At 61.9% G+C, this 16,160-nt stretch carries 17 protein-coding genes and 1 tRNA gene; 13 read left to right on the top strand and 5 right to left on the bottom strand.

Translation table 11 applies throughout. The annotated features are described in order from the left end of the window. Window positions 1–220 precede the first annotated feature (220 nt). The 4 genes from pstS to pstB all read left to right on the top strand — a co-directional run bounded on the left by pstS (window position 221) and on the right by pstB (window position 4,364). The gene (pstS, locus tag DDA93_RS12795) at window positions 221–1,345 is read left to right on the top strand and encodes a phosphate ABC transporter substrate-binding protein PstS (RefSeq protein WP_024477169.1); all 1,125 of its coding nucleotides are present in this window, start codon (window positions 221–223) and stop codon (window positions 1,343–1,345) included. 174 nt (window positions 1,346–1,519) lie between these two features. Continuing rightward, window positions 1,520–2,452 (top strand): phosphate ABC transporter permease subunit PstC, encoded by a 933-nt coding sequence (gene pstC / locus DDA93_RS12790; RefSeq protein WP_024477170.1) that lies wholly within the window; start codon window positions 1,520–1,522, stop codon window positions 2,450–2,452. Next, on the top strand, window positions 2,452–3,555 hold the full coding sequence (gene pstA / locus DDA93_RS12785; RefSeq protein WP_019483964.1) for a phosphate ABC transporter permease PstA: 1,104 nt from the start codon (window positions 2,452–2,454) through the stop codon (window positions 3,553–3,555). Before pstC ends, pstA begins: the two co-directional genes overlap by 1 nt. 29 nt (window positions 3,556–3,584) lie before the next feature. After that, the gene (gene pstB / locus DDA93_RS12780; protein WP_019483963.1) at window positions 3,585–4,364 is read left to right on the top strand and encodes a phosphate ABC transporter ATP-binding protein PstB; all 780 of its coding nucleotides are present in this window, start codon (window positions 3,585–3,587) and stop codon (window positions 4,362–4,364) included. A gap of 53 nt (window positions 4,365–4,417) precedes the next feature. Here the strand turns inward: pstB and DDA93_RS12775 are convergent, their stop codons facing one another. The 3 genes from DDA93_RS12775 to DDA93_RS12765 form a co-directional block, all read right to left on the bottom strand. After that, window positions 4,418–5,428, bottom strand: a complete 1,011-nt coding sequence (locus DDA93_RS12775) for an inorganic phosphate transporter (RefSeq protein WP_019483962.1) — start codon at window positions 5,426–5,428, stop codon at window positions 4,418–4,420. Next, window positions 5,429–6,046: a DUF47 family protein gene (locus DDA93_RS12770; protein WP_024477172.1), complete on the bottom strand. Its 618-nt coding sequence runs from the start codon at window positions 6,044–6,046 to the stop codon at window positions 5,429–5,431. A gap of 298 nt (window positions 6,047–6,344) precedes the next feature. Continuing rightward, window positions 6,345–6,992, bottom strand: coding sequence for a hypothetical protein (locus DDA93_RS12765; RefSeq protein ID WP_019483960.1), 648 nt, complete (start codon window positions 6,990–6,992; stop codon window positions 6,345–6,347). A 482-nt stretch (window positions 6,993–7,474) separates the two neighbouring features. Between DDA93_RS12765 and DDA93_RS12755 the strand changes: the two genes are divergently transcribed. From DDA93_RS12755 to DDA93_RS12735, 6 genes are all read left to right on the top strand, one after another. After that, a tRNA-Lys gene (locus DDA93_RS12755) sits at window positions 7,475–7,547 on the top strand. Between the two features lie 192 nt (window positions 7,548–7,739). Continuing rightward, a complete protein-coding gene (locus DDA93_RS12750) occupies window positions 7,740–8,363 on the top strand; it encodes a hypothetical protein (RefSeq protein ID WP_116778957.1) in 624 nt (207 codons plus the stop codon). Window positions 8,364–8,521: 158 nt separating this feature from the next. Beyond that, window positions 8,522–8,806, top strand: coding sequence for a hypothetical protein (locus DDA93_RS12745; protein WP_133185515.1), 285 nt, complete (start codon window positions 8,522–8,524; stop codon window positions 8,804–8,806). A gap of 159 nt (window positions 8,807–8,965) precedes the next feature. After that, window positions 8,966–9,448 carry a hypothetical protein gene (locus tag DDA93_RS12740; protein WP_243400621.1) on the top strand — a complete coding sequence of 161 codons (483 nt, stop codon included), beginning with the start codon at window positions 8,966–8,968 and terminating at the stop codon, window positions 9,446–9,448. Between the two features lie 56 nt (window positions 9,449–9,504). Beyond that, window positions 9,505–9,699 (top strand): hypothetical protein, encoded by a 195-nt coding sequence (locus DDA93_RS16855; RefSeq protein WP_243400620.1) that lies wholly within the window; start codon window positions 9,505–9,507, stop codon window positions 9,697–9,699. After that, window positions 9,696–10,418 carry a hypothetical protein gene (locus DDA93_RS12735; RefSeq protein WP_116778956.1) on the top strand — a complete coding sequence of 241 codons (723 nt, stop codon included), beginning with the start codon at window positions 9,696–9,698 and terminating at the stop codon, window positions 10,416–10,418. Before DDA93_RS16855 ends, DDA93_RS12735 begins: the two co-directional genes overlap by 4 nt. A 166-nt stretch (window positions 10,419–10,584) precedes the next feature. Here DDA93_RS12735 and DDA93_RS12730 read toward each other — a convergent pair whose 3' ends face one another. Both DDA93_RS12730 and DDA93_RS12725 read right to left on the bottom strand, forming a co-directional pair. Then, window positions 10,585–11,322: a response regulator gene (locus DDA93_RS12730; RefSeq protein ID WP_116778955.1), complete on the bottom strand. Its 738-nt coding sequence runs from the start codon at window positions 11,320–11,322 to the stop codon at window positions 10,585–10,587. Further along, window positions 11,319–12,902 carry a sensor histidine kinase gene (locus DDA93_RS12725; RefSeq protein WP_243400619.1) on the bottom strand — a complete coding sequence of 528 codons (1,584 nt, stop codon included), beginning with the start codon at window positions 12,900–12,902 and terminating at the stop codon, window positions 11,319–11,321. The genes DDA93_RS12730 and DDA93_RS12725 overlap by 4 nt, the downstream gene beginning before the upstream one ends. A 162-nt stretch (window positions 12,903–13,064) precedes the next feature. On the opposite strand from DDA93_RS12725, the gene DDA93_RS12720 reads away from it, so the two are divergent. The 3 genes from DDA93_RS12720 to DDA93_RS12710 are packed head-to-tail and all read left to right on the top strand — an operon-like array spanning window position 13,065 to window position 16,160. Continuing rightward, entirely contained in the window at window positions 13,065–14,060 is a 996-nt protein-coding gene (locus DDA93_RS12720; protein WP_019483953.1) for a tripartite tricarboxylate transporter substrate-binding protein, read from the top strand. A gap of 5 nt (window positions 14,061–14,065) precedes the next feature. After that, window positions 14,066–14,611, top strand: a complete 546-nt coding sequence (locus DDA93_RS12715) for a tripartite tricarboxylate transporter TctB family protein (protein WP_019483952.1) — start codon at window positions 14,066–14,068, stop codon at window positions 14,609–14,611. Beyond that, window positions 14,604–16,160: a tripartite tricarboxylate transporter permease gene (locus DDA93_RS12710; protein ID WP_019483951.1), complete on the top strand. Its 1,557-nt coding sequence runs from the start codon at window positions 14,604–14,606 to the stop codon at window positions 16,158–16,160. Before DDA93_RS12715 ends, DDA93_RS12710 begins: the two co-directional genes overlap by 8 nt.

The raw sequence follows: 16,160 nt of genomic DNA, 5'->3' as shown, positions 1-16,160 counted from the left end.
CAGGAGATCCGCACAGCACCCGGAGCGGTTTGGCAAGGCTAATGAACGGTCTGATCGCAACTGTACGTTTCACGTTCACCCTCCGTTCACTTTGATCCGTCAGTCTCTTTACCTGTGGCGCCTAGCTTATTCAAGGTACGCATACTGAAAAGTTCAGATTCTCGTTTTTCATAGGTGCCCACAGCACCAATTTTCGACTCCCTGGAAGGGGCAACATCAAGTGAAGGTTCTTCGCTTTGGCCGCGCAGCGGCAGTAATCTCTGTCGCCGCGCTCGCATTGACCGCCTGCGGCACCGACAGCGCAACCGACGAGCCGGCAGCAACCACCGGGGACAACGGCTCCGCGGAAAGCACGGTAACTGGCACGCTGACGGGCTCTGGCGCTTCCTCCCAGGGTGCGGCAATGACCGCCTGGCAGTCCGGCTTCCAAGAAGCCAACCCTGACGCAACCGTTCAGTACTCACCTGACGGATCCGGTGCTGGTCGCGAAGCGTTCACCGCTGGCGGAGTCCAGTTCGCTGGATCGGATGCCTACCTCGACGAGGAAGAGCACGCTACGGCAGTTGAGGTCTGCGGGCCCGAGGGTGCGTTCAACATCCCCGCCTACATCGCACCAATCGCTGTGGCATTCAATCTGCCAGGTGTCGACGAATTGAACATGGACGCCGACACGATTGCAGCCGTCTTCCGTGGCGATATCGCTAACTGGAACGACGAGGCAATCGCCGCCCAGAACGAGGGAGTGGAACTTCCCGATCTGGCCATCACTGTTGTGCACCGTAGCGACGAGTCGGGCACCACCGAAAACTTCGTCGACTACCTTGCAGCGGCCGCCCCAGAGGTGTGGACCGACGAGGTATCGGGTGACTGGCCCGCCGAAATCGTCGCCGAGAACGCACAGGGCACTAACGGTGTCGTTTCGACCACCTCAGGCACGGAAGGCGCCATCACCTACACCGACGCTTCGGCTGTCGGGGACCTAGGACAGGTCCTGGTGCAGGTCGGCGAAGAGTACGTGGCGCTGACCCCAGAGGCCGCTTCACGCGCCGTTGAGGTTGCCGAGCCAGCCGAGGTGGAAGGCGCACCCGAGGTTGATATGTCCTTCAACCTCACCCGGGACACCACCGAGTCCGGTGCATACCCGATCGTGCTGATCTCCTACCACGTCTACTGCGCCACCTACCCCGATCAGGAAACAGTCGACCTGGTCCAGGCCTTCGGCTCCTACGTGATCAGCGAAGAGGGCCAGGCCGACTCGGCCGACTCGGCCGGCAACGCCCCGATCTCGGACGGGCTGCGCGAGCAGGCCCAGGCCGCAATCGATTCGATTGCAGTTGCCTCCTAAGAGGCGTCGATTGCCCCGTCCGGTCCTCACAGACCGGGCGGGGTTGTCCTTTGCGCCCAGCCATTAGGCTGGTATGCAGCTACCACCTCCACCGCTGACAACGCCCGCTCTCGGCAACCCAGCAGGAACAACCAAGTACCAGCACCGAAGGGTTCACTAGTGTCCACGAAGACTGTGTCTCCGAACACGCTGCGCAGACAAGGCGACAGCGGTCAATCGGGGGACAAGATATTCTCAACAGCCAGCCTGCTGGCTGGCTGCCTCATTTTGGCAGTGTTGTTCTGTGTTGCGGTTTTCCTGCTGGTCCAGGCCTTCCCAACGTTCGTCGCCGATCCCGCGGAAATCTCCGGTGGCAGCGGATTCTTTTCCTACATCTGGCCGATCGTTATCGGTACGGTCATTGCTGCGACTATCGCCCTGGTCCTCGCCACCCCGGTGGGTATCGGCGTCGCTCTTTTCATCTCGCACTACGCACCCCGGCGGCTTGCCCAGGGGTTTGGGTATCTGATCGACCTGCTGGCCGCCATCCCGTCGGTGGTCTACGGCGCCTGGGGCTATGCGGTGCTGGCCCCACAGCTGGCATTGGCCTACGAGTGGCTGGCAAACAACCTCGGCTGGATTCCCATCTTCGAGGGCCCCGCCAGTAACACCGGGAGAACCATCCTCACCGCAAGCATCGTGCTGGCCGTGATGGTGCTGCCCATCATCACTTCCCTCAGCCGCGAAATCTTCCTCCAGACCCCCAAACTCCACGAAGAGGCATCGCTGGCCCTCGGCGCCACCCGGTGGGAAATGATCAAAATGTCGGTGTTGCCATTTGCCCGGCCGGGGATCATCAGCGCCGCAATGCTCGGCCTGGGTCGCGCGCTCGGCGAAACGATGGCAGTGGCCCTGGTTCTCTCAGGTGGTGCACTGAACGCCAGCCTGATTCAGACGGGCAACCAGACCATCGCCGCTGAAATCGCCCTCAACTTCCCCGAGGCGTTCGGACTTCGCCTGAGTGAGCTCATCGCGGCGGGCCTCGTGCTCTTCGTGATCACCCTCGCCGTCAACGTCGTCGCCCGGTGGATCATCAGCCGCCACAAGGAATTCTCAGGTGCCAACTAATGAGTAATGCAACCATGACCCGGCGACCGTCCCAATTCACCAAGAACAAGCTTCCCAAATGGTCCATCTGGGCCGTTCTGGTGGGCGCACTGATCCTCGGCGCAGCAGTCTCGTCCCTGTTCGGTTTCAGCCCGGTTTCGATGGCCGTTTTCGCTGCGATCTTCTTCGTGGTCGGTGGTACCGCGACCGCGGGTGCAGTAGAGGGCAGCCGTAAAGCAAAGGACCGGTTCGCTACCTATCTGGTCTACGGCGCTTTCATCATCGCCGTACTGCCGCTGCTGTCAGTGATCTGGACCGTGCTGGAACGCGGCATGCCAGGGATGACCAGCGACTTCCTGTTCCGGTCGATGAATGGGCTGACCGGTGCCATCGATAACCAGACAGTGGCTGAAGGCACGCCGGTCCTGGGCGGGGCCTACCATGCGATCCTCGGAACCCTGCAGATTACCCTGTGGGCGACGATCATTTCGGTGCCGGTTGGTCTGCTGGCGGCCATCTACCTGGTGGAATACTCTACGGGTGGCCCGCTCAGCCGGGCGATCACCTTCTTCGTCGATGTCATGACCGGAATCCCCTCCATCGTCGCTGGCCTCTTCGCCGCAGCATTGTTCGGGCTGATCTTCGGGCCAGGCACCCGGACCGGATTCGTGGCAGCCGCGGCGTTGTCGGTGCTGATGATCCCGGTGGTGGTCCGTTCCACCGAGGAGATGCTGAAGATTGTCCCGAACGAGCTCCGCGAAGCCGCCTTCGCGCTGGGCGTGCGGAAGTGGCGGACCATCACCAAGGTGGTCATCCCGACAGCAATCTCGGGCATCGCTTCCGGAGTCACTCTCGCCATCGCTCGGGTGATTGGCGAAACCGCGCCGATCCTGGTGACGGCCGGGTTTGCCCGTGGCATCAACCTCGACGTCTTCAGCGGATGGATGAGCACTCTTCCCACCTACATTTACTACCAGATTATTACCCCGACCTCCCCGACCAGCACCGACCCGAGCACCCAGCGAGCCTGGGCCGCAGCCCTGATTCTGATCATCCTCGTGATGCTCCTGAACCTCGCTGCCCGCCTCATCGCCCGGATGTTCGCCCCTAAAACCAGCCGCTAACCTGCGCTGTACAACCCATAAGGATTTAGATGTCAAAGCGTATCGACGTCAAGGATTTGAATGTCTACTACGGCAAGTTTCTTGCCGTGGAAGACGTCAACGTAACCATCGAGGCCCGCTCCGTCACCGCCTTCATCGGACCGTCCGGCTGCGGCAAGTCGACCTTTCTTCGCACCCTGAACCGGATGCATGAGGTAATTCCCGGCGGGCGCGTCGAGGGCGAGGTCCTGCTCGACGGCGACGACCTGTACGACGACGCGGTTGATCCCGTGCACGTGCGAAGCCAGATCGGTATGGTCTTCCAGCGGCCCAACCCGTTTCCCACCATGTCCATCCGTGACAACGTGCTCGCTGGTGTGAAGCTCAACAGCAAGCGCATCAGCAAATCCGACGCCGACGCGCTCGTGGAGAAGTCCCTGCGGGGCGCCAACCTTTGGAACGAAGTCAAGGACCGTCTGGCCCGCCCCGGCTCCGGCCTTTCCGGTGGCCAGCAGCAGCGCCTGTGCATCGCCCGGGCCATCGCGGTCTCTCCCGAGGTCATCCTCATGGACGAACCGTGTTCAGCCCTGGACCCGATTTCCACGCTTGCCATTGAGGACCTGATCAACGAGCTGAAGAACGATTACACGGTGGCGATTGTTACCCACAACATGCAGCAGGCCGCACGGGTGTCCGACAAGACCGCGTTCTTCAACATCGCAGCGACCGGCAAACCGGGGAAACTGATCGAGTTCGGCGACACCTCCGACATCTTCAACAGGCCCAAAGAGAAGTCCACCGAAGACTACGTGTCAGGCCGTTTCGGGTAGCCAAACCGGGGGGCCGCTTCTGCTTGTCCAGCGGGTGGCACGCCACCGACGGGCTAGAGTAGCGGGCTCATTGCCAGGAAAAGAATCGCGCCGATGAGTGCGGTGACTACCGCCGTCGAGAACCACACGATCAGCACCTTCACCACTTCACGGCCGCGCACGGTCGGGAACCGCTGGTTGGCGCCAGCTCCAAGAATGGCCGAGGTCATGGTGTGGGTGCTTGAAAGCGGCATCGACAGCGAGATGGAGCCGACGAAGAGCATTGCCGAGCTAACGCCCTGGGCAGTCATCCCCCGCAGCGGGTCCACGCGGACCAGCCGGTGCGCCAAGGTGTGGGTGATACGCCAGCCGCCGAACAGCGACCCGGTCGCCAGCAGCACTGCCGCAAAGATTTGCACCCAGAGGGGAACCTCGGCGCCGGTTGCGATACCGCTTGCCACCAGGGCGAGGACCACCACCACCATCGTCCGTTGACCGTCCTGCAGGCCATGGCCCAGCGCAAACACCCCGGCAAGCACCGATTGCGCCATCCGGCTACCGGAATTCACCTTCCGCGGCGGACTGTAACGGAGCAGCCAGATGGCCGGGAACACTGCCAGATAGGCGAGCAGGTACGCCACCAACGGCGAGAGCAGCAAGGGGAGGGCAATCTGCAGCAGAAAAACCTGCTCGGAGTCGGCGATCGATTCGCCACCAATCAGGGCCGACGCCCCACCGGACCCGATCAGGCCGCCAATGAGGGCGTGGGTGGACGACGACGGCTTGCCCCGGTACCAGGTGAACAACCCCCAGCACAGCGCACCGAGAAGGCCTGCGATTAGGATGCCGAGGCCAACCCGTCCGGACGGAACCCGCAGGGCGTCGCCGGCGAACAGGAGGGCGACGCCGGTGCCAAGGAGTGCGCCAATGAGGTTGAAGACCGCTACCAGAAGCACGGCGATACTGGGGGTCAGCGCCCGGGTGCGCACGGCGGTGGCCACCGAATTGGAGACGTCGTGGAACCCGTTGAGAAACGCGAAACCTCCAGCGAGCACGATGACCATGCCCAGGAGGAACTGTTCCACCTATGATTCCTTGACGAGGATGCTGCCCACGTGGGTGGCAACCTTTCGGATGTCTTTGGTGACGTCGACCAGCTGGTTTGCCACATCCCGGTGTCTGGCGTAAACCAGGGTCTTGTGGTCGTTGAGGAGTTCGGAACACCAGATCCGGTGGGTGCGCTCGGCGCGTTTGGCTAGCCGGAGGATCTCGATCCAGTACTCCTCGAGATCATCCATCGAATTCAGTCGTTTCATCGCCTCAGCGGTGAGTTCCGCCTGCCGGGTGATCACCTCGAGCTGTTCAGTGGCCCGGCGGCTTAGCTTACTGAGTTGGTAAAGGGAGATGAGCTCGGCAGCGCCGTCGAGCTTCTCGATTGCCTCGTTCAGCATCCTGGACAGGGCATAGAGGTCCTCACGCGGCAGCGGGTTGACGAAGCTGCTGCGCATCGACGTGAGCAACGCGTAATGGAGATCGGTTGAGTTCGCCTCGTGCTGGTGCAGTTCCTCAGTCAGGCTGTCGTAGTCGCGCTTGTCCGCCCCGAGGATTCCCGACATGGTGCGCACCCCGAGCACCAGTTGCTGGGCCATGTCCGAGAGTAAGACAAGGCCAGCATCCTCCTGTGGAAAGAGGCGAAGCTTCACGTGGACTACCTAACCTGCCGGGGCATCGAGTTGATCAGTTGCTGCCTAAGAATAACTGACAGGCCCGGGGAGGCTCATTTCGACTAGTTGTCACCGCCCTGGCGCCCGGCCGCGTCGCCGTTGCCACTCAGATGTCGTTCAGTAGGCACAAAAATGGTGTCGAACCGGGAGCGCCTCTCGGCGGAAGGCCGCTCGAAGCGGCTAAATGTTGAAGCCCGGGGGTTCCACGGTCCGACACCACTTTCAGTGTTCTCCTCCGGTGCGCTCATGTCAATATTGACCGGCATCCCAGTGCTGACTAGTCCAGTTCGCCCCGGCGCCAGGAGGCAGCAGCATGCTCAAGGTCTTCGGCGGTTTTGATCAGCTGGTGCGAGTTGCGGGTCAGCTTGGCCGCGTGCACCCCGTTGGCTGGTTCGGCGTCGTCGGCATGATGGGTCTGGCCCAGGGCGATCACCCGGCAAAATGCTGCGAAACGTTCGAGTGCGACGTCGAACTCGCCTTCGAAGGCACCCGAGAGAATAGTGTCGGCCATGGACCGGACCTCCTCTGCACCCGGCGGCTCGGCAACGCCGGCCACTACCTTGGAGACCTGTGCGACATCCTTACCTGACTCAAAGTAGGCGGCGATACGTTCGGGATTTTGCTGGGTAGCCGCCCGAAGGGCGTAGAGCCGCCACAGCGCGCCGGGAAGGGATCGTGCGGGACTTTCCGCCCACATCTCCGCGATTGCCTCAAGGCCCTGCTGGTCGGCCAACTCAACAAGACGCTGGGTGATGTCCGGATCGTCAGCGAGCCGGCCATGGTGAACCAACGCGTGTGCCGAGAGGTGGGCGGCCTCCGACACTCGTGAGGGATCGGCACCGCCCGCGAAAACTTCAAAGTCCAGTGGCGCGAAGGGCTTGGGCTTGTGATGCCGTGGACTCTGGTTCTCGTAGTTGCCGCTCATGAATTGAGGATACTCCTGCCATTTCCCTCCATGCCAGAGTCACTGGACCGGAGCCCGCCGGCTAGTTCGCCAGGCAGGTGCGATTGGGATGGGGAAGGCCTCGACTTTGCTTGCCATCATTGTTCCAATGAGTGGTAAGAGCACGCGCAGATCCGATCTCAGCTGGCCTACGTCGAGCAGGAGACACCCATCGTCCCCGGTAGCATCCGGGACAACCTGCCCCTCACGCACCCTGATGCCACCGATGACGAGACCTGGGATGCTCTGCGCGCGGTGAGGCGGGCGGATCAGGGCCAGCGGAACCCACAGTGAGTTGCTCGATCGTGACGACCTGTACCGTCAGCTGGTCGAGGCTCTCCGGATAATTGAACCCGCGGTCAGCTGACCCACCGGCCCGGCAAATGGCCGCGTTCGGCACACGGCGGCAGGATGCGATAATGTAGGCAGGTCATTTCGACCACTTCGGTGGTCAGGAATGATGCGGGCCTTTAGCTCAGATGGTAGAGCATCGGACTTTTAATCCGTGGGTCGAGGGTTCGAGCCCCTCAGGGCCCACATCAGTGGGATACCCGAACAAGGAATCCCCGCCGTTGAGCGCAACGGCGGGGATTCTTTGCATTTCAGGTGAGAAGCGGGATTGACTCCACCGGGTTAAGCGTTTGAATAGATAGTAGGCAATTCCATCTGGGCGCCACGGTTTCGGCCCAACCCGGTTCGAGACCTCGGCCCCCGCTGAGAGGACGACCCATGGATGCTGCCAGTTTCATCCTTCAAGCGGCGATTGCCCTTGCGCTGGTAGGGATCCTCTCCGCGGCAACCGCCTTCGCCTTGTCCAGGTGCCTGAGGCGGAACGACGACGCCGATTCCCTGTTCTGGTACGGATTCTCGGGTTTACTGGCGGTCGTGTTTGTCATCATCGGCGCGGTAGCAACAGTTCCCGGGAGCGGCGGATTGGTCAGCGCAGGGGCACTGGTCTTCGCTGGCGTAGCGATGGGCTGGCTGTGGCGGGGCGAGCGTGAACGTCGGCGCAGGGTCCTGGCCGAGGAGATTCGGGAGGTGCGCGAAGGTCTGCGGACCAGGCACGAGGGAGTCCTGCAGCAGTGGGTCACCTATGAGCTGGATCCGGCCGCGGCAATCGACTTCCCGGCGATGACTGACCTCAGCCGTAGCGACACCTCACAGTTGATCCGTTCGATGCGTGCGGCGGCGCTGTTGCGGGAGCAGTTCGAGGGTGGCGACGTCGGCAGCTCCGAGTATGAAAGGGCCGTAGCAGGGCTGGAGGCGGCACTACGGGCCGCCGAGACGGCCGCCGGGGTTATCCGGACCGACCCGACGGGGCGCGAGCTACCGGCCACCGGCAAATCCATCTAGTCAGTCTCCGGGCGGCTCTGGCCGAGCTGCTGGGCAGCGTGTAAGTTTAGGCACATGAGAACACTAATTTTCGAGTAGTCCCTCAGGGATTACCTGCTGCCTACCGAAAACCATGCTCGTCGAGGCCGTGCCTCCGAGCGACGTTTCTTACTCACCCAGTGGCCGTTGAATCCAGTTCGGCGGTCGACTATTTAAGGATTACCATGACCGACCAAGCGAAAAACCACACCAGTAATGCCCAAGACCAGACCGACGAACTGTCGATACATTTATCGGACTCGGCGGCAAAAAAGCTTCAGGACGACCCACGGGCCAAGCTTGCACTGGAGAAAAAGAACCCAGACTTCGGGAAGCTGGCGGGATCGCGGAGCACCGGGCCCAACCACCAACCGGTTCACCGCAGCGGGAAGCAGGGCAAGACCGAGAAGAAGGCTCGCTGGTAGGCCGTCGCCCCGAGACGGCGGTGTCACCGACCCGAAATGGGGCTGGCCGTTAAATTGAGACTGGCTCCGCGTTCTGCGTATGGGGGAATCGCAGAATGGGGAGCCAGCGATCTCAGTATACTTCAAATTTTGTACTGGAAGTCCAATTGAGAGGTTGTAATGGCAGTCACAGCTAAGTCATTTCAGCTGTGGCGTGCTCGGGTCGCACCCGAGGATACCGTCGCGGACCTTTGCCGCAAGGCAGGAATCAAGAGATCCACCCTCGGCCAGCAGCTGGTTCGGGGGAAGGTGGCGATCGGGACCGTCGTCAGTAGTGCCCGAGCCTACGGCCTGAACCCAGCACAGGAGCTCGGCAATTTCGATGGTTACCGGGACCTGCCCACAGGGATTCGGGAGCCAACCGACGCAGAGCTGGTCAGCCAGGTTTCACACATCGATATTCTGAGACTCCTTGTGGCCCGTAGCCAGGATGAAGAAGAGGCGGGCCGCGAAGTCCGGTTTGAGTTGGCACCGTTTCCGCATCGAAATTCGGTGCGGGCGTGGATTGACGCCGTGGATCGGGGCGAACTGCGCCAGGGACTCGCCGCCAGGGCAGGGATGCTCCGCAGAATTTATCGGCGCAGCTCACTGCTGGCCGGCTGACCCCTGAACTCGCTGTCGAGGCTGCGCGGGTCGCGGAAGTCTCTCTCACCAGCGGGTTGGTCGTAACGAGCCTCCTCACCTCGGCTGAGGGCGGGTGGCCAGCCGACGGCCGGAATCGGGCGTTGGGTATGTTGTCCGATGCAGACCTTGTGCTGCTGGCCCGCGACCGGCTTGATGTGCTGGGCAAGTCATTGAAGAAGCTCGAGCTAGCCAATAGCCGAGATCAGAACCTTTGGGAGAACCTCGGATGAATGGGCAAGTGATCCAGTGGATAGTGCTGGGGCTTTGCATAGCGTTTGTCCTGCTGCGTCTTCCTGACGCTATCCGCGGGCGGGGGCGGGGGATTTTCACTGCTCTGGTGCTGCTGGTAATTGCCGTGGGGCTGAGCTTGCCGCAGATTTACCTCCCCTGTGACCGGTTTCTTGGCGGAATCAACATTGCGAACCTCATCATCAGGCTCTCCCTGTATGCGGTTTTCGTGCTGCTTGGTGTCCGCATCGCCGCGGCGTTCAGGTCGCCACGTACGCGCTGGCTTATCGTCGGTCCAATTGGCGTCACAGTGTTGGCAGTGATCGTTCTGGCTACCGTCGTACTCTTTGCGATGAGCGACCTCCCGGAAAGCTCTACTGGCCTGTTCGCCTACGGGGGTCAGGAAACGGTTCGTCTTTACGCGGAGGCCGGGAGGCTCTACCCGGGTTACGTCGCAGCCTGCCTGGTCCTGCCCGCCCTTAAAGGCCTCGCGGATCCTGCCGGGCGGCCCGCGCACCGGAGCGCATCGGCGCTGCTGGCCGTCGGGTTCGGAGCAGTTGTGGTCTTTGCAGTGGTCAGCCTCGTGCCAGGGACGCGCCTTGGGGTCTGGGAGATTGGTCTGCCCTTCGGCGCGATCGTGCTGGTGACGAGTGGCCTGACGATCATTTGGGCGTCACGAAGGCGGACCGAGTTGTCGCCGCGCACCAATCATCTTGCGTGATTTTTGACGTTTTTGTGATTGATTACCCCCTGGGTATTCACGTTTTCATCATCGTGTGGCAAAATTATGATTGTGTAACTCCGCTTGCCGTGGGGGACGGCGGAGCTACAGAGCGGGGTGGGGCGTCCATTAGAACGGGTGGACGCACCTACCCGCTCTTTGGGTGTCAGCCGGTCCAGGCGTAGCGTTTCTCCGGCCGGCCCGCGGTGCCATATTTGGGCGTGATCTTCGCTTGTTCCCGAGCCACCAGGTACTCGAGATAGCGACGAGCGCTCACCCTCGCCAACCCGAGTCTCAGGGCAACCTCCGATGCCGACGACCCTTCAGGGGCCGACCGGAGATCACCGATCACTGCAGCAAGGGTTGGACCGGATAGCCCTTTCGGGAGGATAGGCGGGAGCATTGCTTGCGACGATCGAGATCCACCGACCGCTCCCCGTTGCTCCTGCGCGGGGCCCAAGAGCGAGTCAATTCCCGCCTGATCGAGCGTAGGAGACCCCCCGGCACTGTGTTCGAGGATGCTGCGCCGATGGGCAACATACTGATCAAGACGTTCCAGTAGGACCTTCGAGTTGAATGGCTTCACCAGGTAGTGCAGCACACCACCGGCCATCGCAGCGCGCACCGTCTCGAGTTCACGGGCAGCGGTAATCGCAATGATGTCCACGGGGTCGCCTGGTAAATTCCGGGCCGCGCGTAGCACCTCAATACCCGATAGATCCGGCAGGTGAATATCCAGCAGCACCAACTCTGGTCGGTCGTTGGTAATTAGCTGCAACCCGTCGGTTCCGTTGTAGGCAACGCCGACCACGTCAAACCCCCCATGGGCCAGCAGGAACCCGGTATGGATCCCAGCTACCTCCCGGTCATCATCGATGACTGCGGTGCGGATCAATTGTGTCACTGGCGCTCCACGCCCACTGCGACCGGCGCAGGGGCGAGGCTGACCCTGAACTCGGCACCCCCGAGTGGGGAATCGGTCACGGAAATCTCACCCTTCCGGCGTTCTGTCACCCGCTGAACCAGTGATAGCCCAAACCCTCGGGCAGCTGATGGGCCGTCGGCCTTGGTGGTGATGCCGCTTTCGAAGATTTGCTGCCGCGCAGACTCCGGGACGCCTGGTCCGTCGTCGGACACCGTGATCACGCACCCCGCTTCGTTTGCTGTCGTCGAAATATGGATCGTCCCGTTCGAGACGATCGCCTCCATCGCATTGTCGATCAAATTTCCGAGGATGGTCACCTGGTCGGTGGTCCCGTCGGGATTTAACGTCGAATTCCCGTCAACAATCACCTGGATGTTCTTTTCCTCACCGATCGTACTCTTCGCCATCAGCAGGCTCGCGGCGTCGGGGTCGGTGATTCCCGGGCAGAGGTCGCCGGAGACCACTGATCCACCGTGCCCCGAACGGGTGATGAAATCAACTGCCTGTTCGGTCCGGCCGAGTTCCAGCAGACCGGAAATGACGTGCATCTTGTTGGAGAACTCGTGGGCCTGCACGCGCAACGCCTGGGTCACATCCCGGGCACCGTCCAGGTCCTGCAGTAGCTGGTGCAATTCGGTGCGGTCCCGGAGGATCAGCACGCTACCCACTCGTCTACCGTCAACAACCGCGCGGTTGGCCTGGGCCAGCAGCACCCGTTCGCCCACCAGCACTGTGGTTTCCATCGCCCCGTCCGAATCGAGCATCCCGCCGAGGGCTGGCTCCAACACTTCATCGATGGGTCGCCCAACGGCCGAGTCATCAAGACCCAGCAGCCGCCGCGCCTCATCGTTGATGAGTGCCAGGTTCCCGCGTTCGTCGACGGCCACCATTCCTTCGCCGATGCCGTGGAGCATGGCGTCCCTGGTCTCGAGCAGGGTGGCAATTTCTTCAGGTTCGAGTTTGTAGATCCGGCGCCAGACCAAGCGGGACACGTAAATGGCTCCTGCCGATCCCATCAGGGCCGCAGCGATCAGCCAGATCAACAACTGGGGCAGATCCTCCTGAAGGTCCTGGCTGAGCCGGGACTCGAGGATTCCCACCGAAGCGGTACCGATCACCGAGCCGTCGGCATCGAAGATGGGGACCTTCACGCGCCACGACTCTCCCAGCGTTCCTGTCTGGGTGCCCACGAAAGTTTCACCCGACAATGGAACTGAGGGGTCAGTGGAGACCATGCTCCCGATCATTTCCGGGTTTGGATGTGAGTAGCGGATCCCTGAGTCATCGGTGACCACCACGTAGGTGACGTTGGTTGACTGGGCAATCAGTTCGGCTATCGGCTGGATGGTGTCGCTGGGACGTTCGTCGTCGAACGCCTCGATGATGGTGGGCAGTTGCGCCACCGATTGCGCGACCCCAACCATGCGCGATTCGTACGCATCGCGAATCTGCTGCTCCTGCATTCGGATTGCCACTGACCCAGCGATGAGAACAATGATCAGCACGATCGACAGCTGCAGCAGAAACAACTGTGACCTAAGCGACATTGACTGGATCATGAAGCTATTTTGGCACGTCAGAGCCCGTTCGACGCCGTGCACCCCATGACCGTAATGACCAATACGCGCGTTATGTCCACATTCTTCCCCGCTGAACCATGGCTCCCTACGATGAACCGGACGGCTTGGTGATCTGCATCACGCCCAGGAAAGGAATTCATCATGAAGCTTGATCGCCCAATGAAGCGAAGTTCAGCTTTGGTCGCTGCGGCGGCCGTATCGGTATTGGCCTTGTCGGCGTGCGGTGACAGCGGTGCCGAAACCCCCGAAGGCGGCATAGACCGCCTGAACATCGTGGTTCCCGCCGATCCAGGCGGTGGCTGGGACCAGACCGGAAGGGCCATCCAGGCCGATCTCGAGGAAAACGAGCTGGTCGGGAGCGCCTCAGTGGTCAACGTCGGCGGCGCCGGTGGCACCAACGGCCTCGCCCAGCTCGCCACCGAACAGGACCCCAACACCCTCATGGTGATGGGCTACGTCATGGTGGGTGCAGTGGAGACCAACTCCGCGGAAACCCGGATTGAGGACACCACCCCAATTGCGCGGCTCACTGACGAGCCGCTGATCGTCGTCGTACCAGCCGATTCCCCGTACCAGACCATTGAAGACCTGGTTACTGACATTGACGAGAACGGGCAGGCAGTATCGGTCACTGGCGGGTCGGCTGGCGGCGCGGACCACATTCTCGCGGGAATGATCCTCGAGGCCGAGGGAGTAGCCCCCGACAAGCTCAACTACATCCCGTACTCCGGCGGCGGCGAATCGTTGGCTGCGCTGCTGGGCAACCAGGTATCGGCTGGTATCTCAGGTGTCGGCGAATACGCTGAACAGGTCAAAGCCGGAACGGTTCGCGCGCTGGCAGTCTCCGGCGAGGAACCTGCCGGTCAGGTGCCCGAGGTTGAGACCCTGACCGATCAGGGCATTGACGTGGTTCTGACCAACTGGCGCGGCGTCGTCGCTCCAGGCACGATCGACGAGGAGCAGGCAGCCGTCCTGACCGAGCTGATCACCGAACTCCACGAAACCGAATCGTGGCAGGAGACTCTGACCGAGAACAACTGGGCTGATGCTTTCCTCGTCGGCGAGGAGTTCCAGACGTTCCTCGACGAGGACATCGAGACGGTCAAGACCACCCTGACAGACATCGGTCTGCTGTAGCCGTTATGAGCACTCACCCACCAGAGGCACAGACCGGCGGCGTTGACACCGCTGCCGGTCGGCCCATCGGAGAAATCATTTTCGCGGCGGGGGTCCTCAGCCTCGGCATTGTCGGGTTTGTTGCCGGCGCAGGCATCAAGATGCCGCCGTCAGCCACCGGTATTGGCCCCCGCGAATTCCCTTTCATCGTGTCAGGTCTGCTGATTTTCCTTGGCACCGCCATCATCATTCAGCTGCTGAGGGGCCGTCGAGGCGCCCCCGAGGAGGGCGAAGACGTGGACCCCAACGCGAAAACCGACTGGCTGACGGTTGCCAAGCTGGTTGGGTTCGTGGCGCTGCACATTCTGCTTATCGTGCCAGCAGGCTGGCCGGTTGCCGCTGCGGTCCTGTTCTTCGGGGCCAGTTGGACCCTGGGCAGCCTGTCGTGGTGGCGGAACGCGGTGATCGCCGTCGTCATGGCGTTGGTGCTGCAGTTCGTGTTTGCCGGTCTCCTGGGCGTCTCGCTGCCCGCCGGGTTCCTCCTGGAAGGGGTTGAGATCTTCAATGGATAACTTCATGGCCCTGATGGAGGGTTTCTCGGTTGCCATGCAGCCGATGTACCTGCTGTTTGCCCTGGGTGGAGTGCTCGTGGGTACTGCGGTTGGGGTGCTACCCGGTATCGGCCCGGCGATGGCTATCGCGCTGCTGATGCCCATCACGTATAGCCTCGACCCGACTGCCGCCATTATTGTGTTCGCCGGGATCTACTACGGCGGCATGTACGGCGGGTCAACGACGTCGATCCTGCTCAACACGCCGGGTGAATCGGCGTCCGTGGTCACTGCCCTTGAGGGTAACAAGATGGCGAAAGCGGGTCGCGGAGCGGCCGCGCTGGCGACGGCGGCGCTCGGCTCGTTCGTCGCGGGCACCATTGCCACCGTGCTGCTGACCTTCCTCGCTCCGATGCTCGCCGAGTTCGCGGTTCGGATTGGCCCGGTTGAATACGTTGCCCTGATGGTCGTCGCCTTCCTTACCGTCGGCGCGCTGCTGGGTGCCTCGGTGCTGCGCGGGCTCGCATCATTGTGCATCGGTTTGTTCCTTGCCCTGGTTGGTGTTGACGCTCTGACCGCCCAGCAGCGCTACACCTTTGGCAATCCGTTCCTCACCGACGGTATCGACGTGGTGCTGGTCGCTGTGGCGCTGTTCGCGATGGGTGAGGCACTCTACATCGCTTCACGGATGCGCCACGGGTCGGTCGATGTGATCCCGGTCAGTGGCAACTGGCGGAAGTGGATGAAGCGGGAGGACTGGCGCCGGTCCTGGAAGCCCTGGTTGCGGGGCACTTTCATCGGGTTCCCCATCGGGACCATTCCGGCAGGCGGCGCCGACGTCGCCACCTTCGTCTCCTACGCGGCTGAACGCAAGCTCGCCAAGGGGGAGGACAAGGCCCAGTTCGGAAAGGGTGCCATCGAGGGAGTTGCCGGTCCCGAATCGGCCAATAACGCTGCCGCTGCGGGTGTGCTGGTTCCGCTGCTAACGCTGGGTATCCCCACCACCGCTACGGCGGCGATAATGCTGGTGGCCTTCCAGCGGTACCAGATCCAGCCTGGCCCCCTGCTGTTCGAGGTCGAGGGCGCGCTGGTTTGGGCCCTGATTGCCAGCCTCTACGTCGGCAACCTGATGCTACTGGTGTTGAACCTGCCGCTGGTGGGGCTATGGGTGAAGATTCTTCAGATCCCCCGTCCCTACCTGTACGCAGGGATCCTGGTGTTCGCAGCACTAGGGGCGTTCTCGGTGAACTTCACGCCGGTGGATGTCTGGATTCTACTGATCATCGGGATTCTCGGGTTTTTCATGCGGCGCTATGGTTACCCGATCGCGCCGCTGGTGGTGGGGCTGATCCTCGGTCCCATCTTCGAGGATCAGCTCCGTCGGTCCATGGCCATCTCGCAGGGTGATCCGACCGCGTTGATTACCTCACCGATTGCGGCGGTGATTTACGCGACCCTCGCGCTCATCTTCGCCCTGTCGTTCTGGATGAAGAAGCGCCAGAAGGCGATGGAATCATCAATGGCTGAAGACTCGGTCACCAGCGGAGGGGGAGACCAGGCCCGAGCCTAG

This window comes from Arthrobacter sp. Bz4 (genome assembly GCF_003075455.1).
In the GTDB taxonomy this organism is placed as follows: domain Bacteria; phylum Actinomycetota; class Actinomycetes; order Actinomycetales; family Micrococcaceae; genus Arthrobacter_D.
The sequence above is the reverse complement of the archived record's forward strand: the minus strand, read 5'-3'. Positions and strand labels throughout refer to the sequence as shown.

What these genes read in the sequence shown, in the direction of transcription:
- pstA (WP_019483964.1), top strand. Translation starts at nt 2,452, where the DNA reads ATGAGTAATGCAACCATGACCCGGCGACCGTCCCAATTCACCAAGAAC.
- pstB (WP_019483963.1), top strand. Translation starts at nt 3,585, where the DNA reads ATGTCAAAGCGTATCGACGTCAAGGATTTGAATGTCTACTACGGCAAG.
- DDA93_RS12765 (WP_019483960.1), bottom strand. Translation starts at nt 6,992, where the DNA reads ATGAGCGGCAACTACGAGAACCAGAGTCCACGGCATCACAAGCCCAAG.
- DDA93_RS12750 (WP_116778957.1), top strand. Translation starts at nt 7,740, where the DNA reads ATGGATGCTGCCAGTTTCATCCTTCAAGCGGCGATTGCCCTTGCGCTG.
- DDA93_RS12740 (WP_243400621.1), top strand. Translation starts at nt 8,966, where the DNA reads ATGGCAGTCACAGCTAAGTCATTTCAGCTGTGGCGTGCTCGGGTCGCA.
- DDA93_RS12735 (WP_116778956.1), top strand. Translation starts at nt 9,696, where the DNA reads ATGAATGGGCAAGTGATCCAGTGGATAGTGCTGGGGCTTTGCATAGCG.
- DDA93_RS12725 (WP_243400619.1), bottom strand. Translation starts at nt 12,902, where the DNA reads ATGATCCAGTCAATGTCGCTTAGGTCACAGTTGTTTCTGCTGCAGCTG.
- DDA93_RS12720 (WP_019483953.1), top strand. Translation starts at nt 13,065, where the DNA reads ATGAAGCTTGATCGCCCAATGAAGCGAAGTTCAGCTTTGGTCGCTGCG.
- DDA93_RS12715 (WP_019483952.1), top strand. Translation starts at nt 14,066, where the DNA reads ATGAGCACTCACCCACCAGAGGCACAGACCGGCGGCGTTGACACCGCT.
- DDA93_RS12710 (WP_019483951.1), top strand. Translation starts at nt 14,604, where the DNA reads ATGGATAACTTCATGGCCCTGATGGAGGGTTTCTCGGTTGCCATGCAG.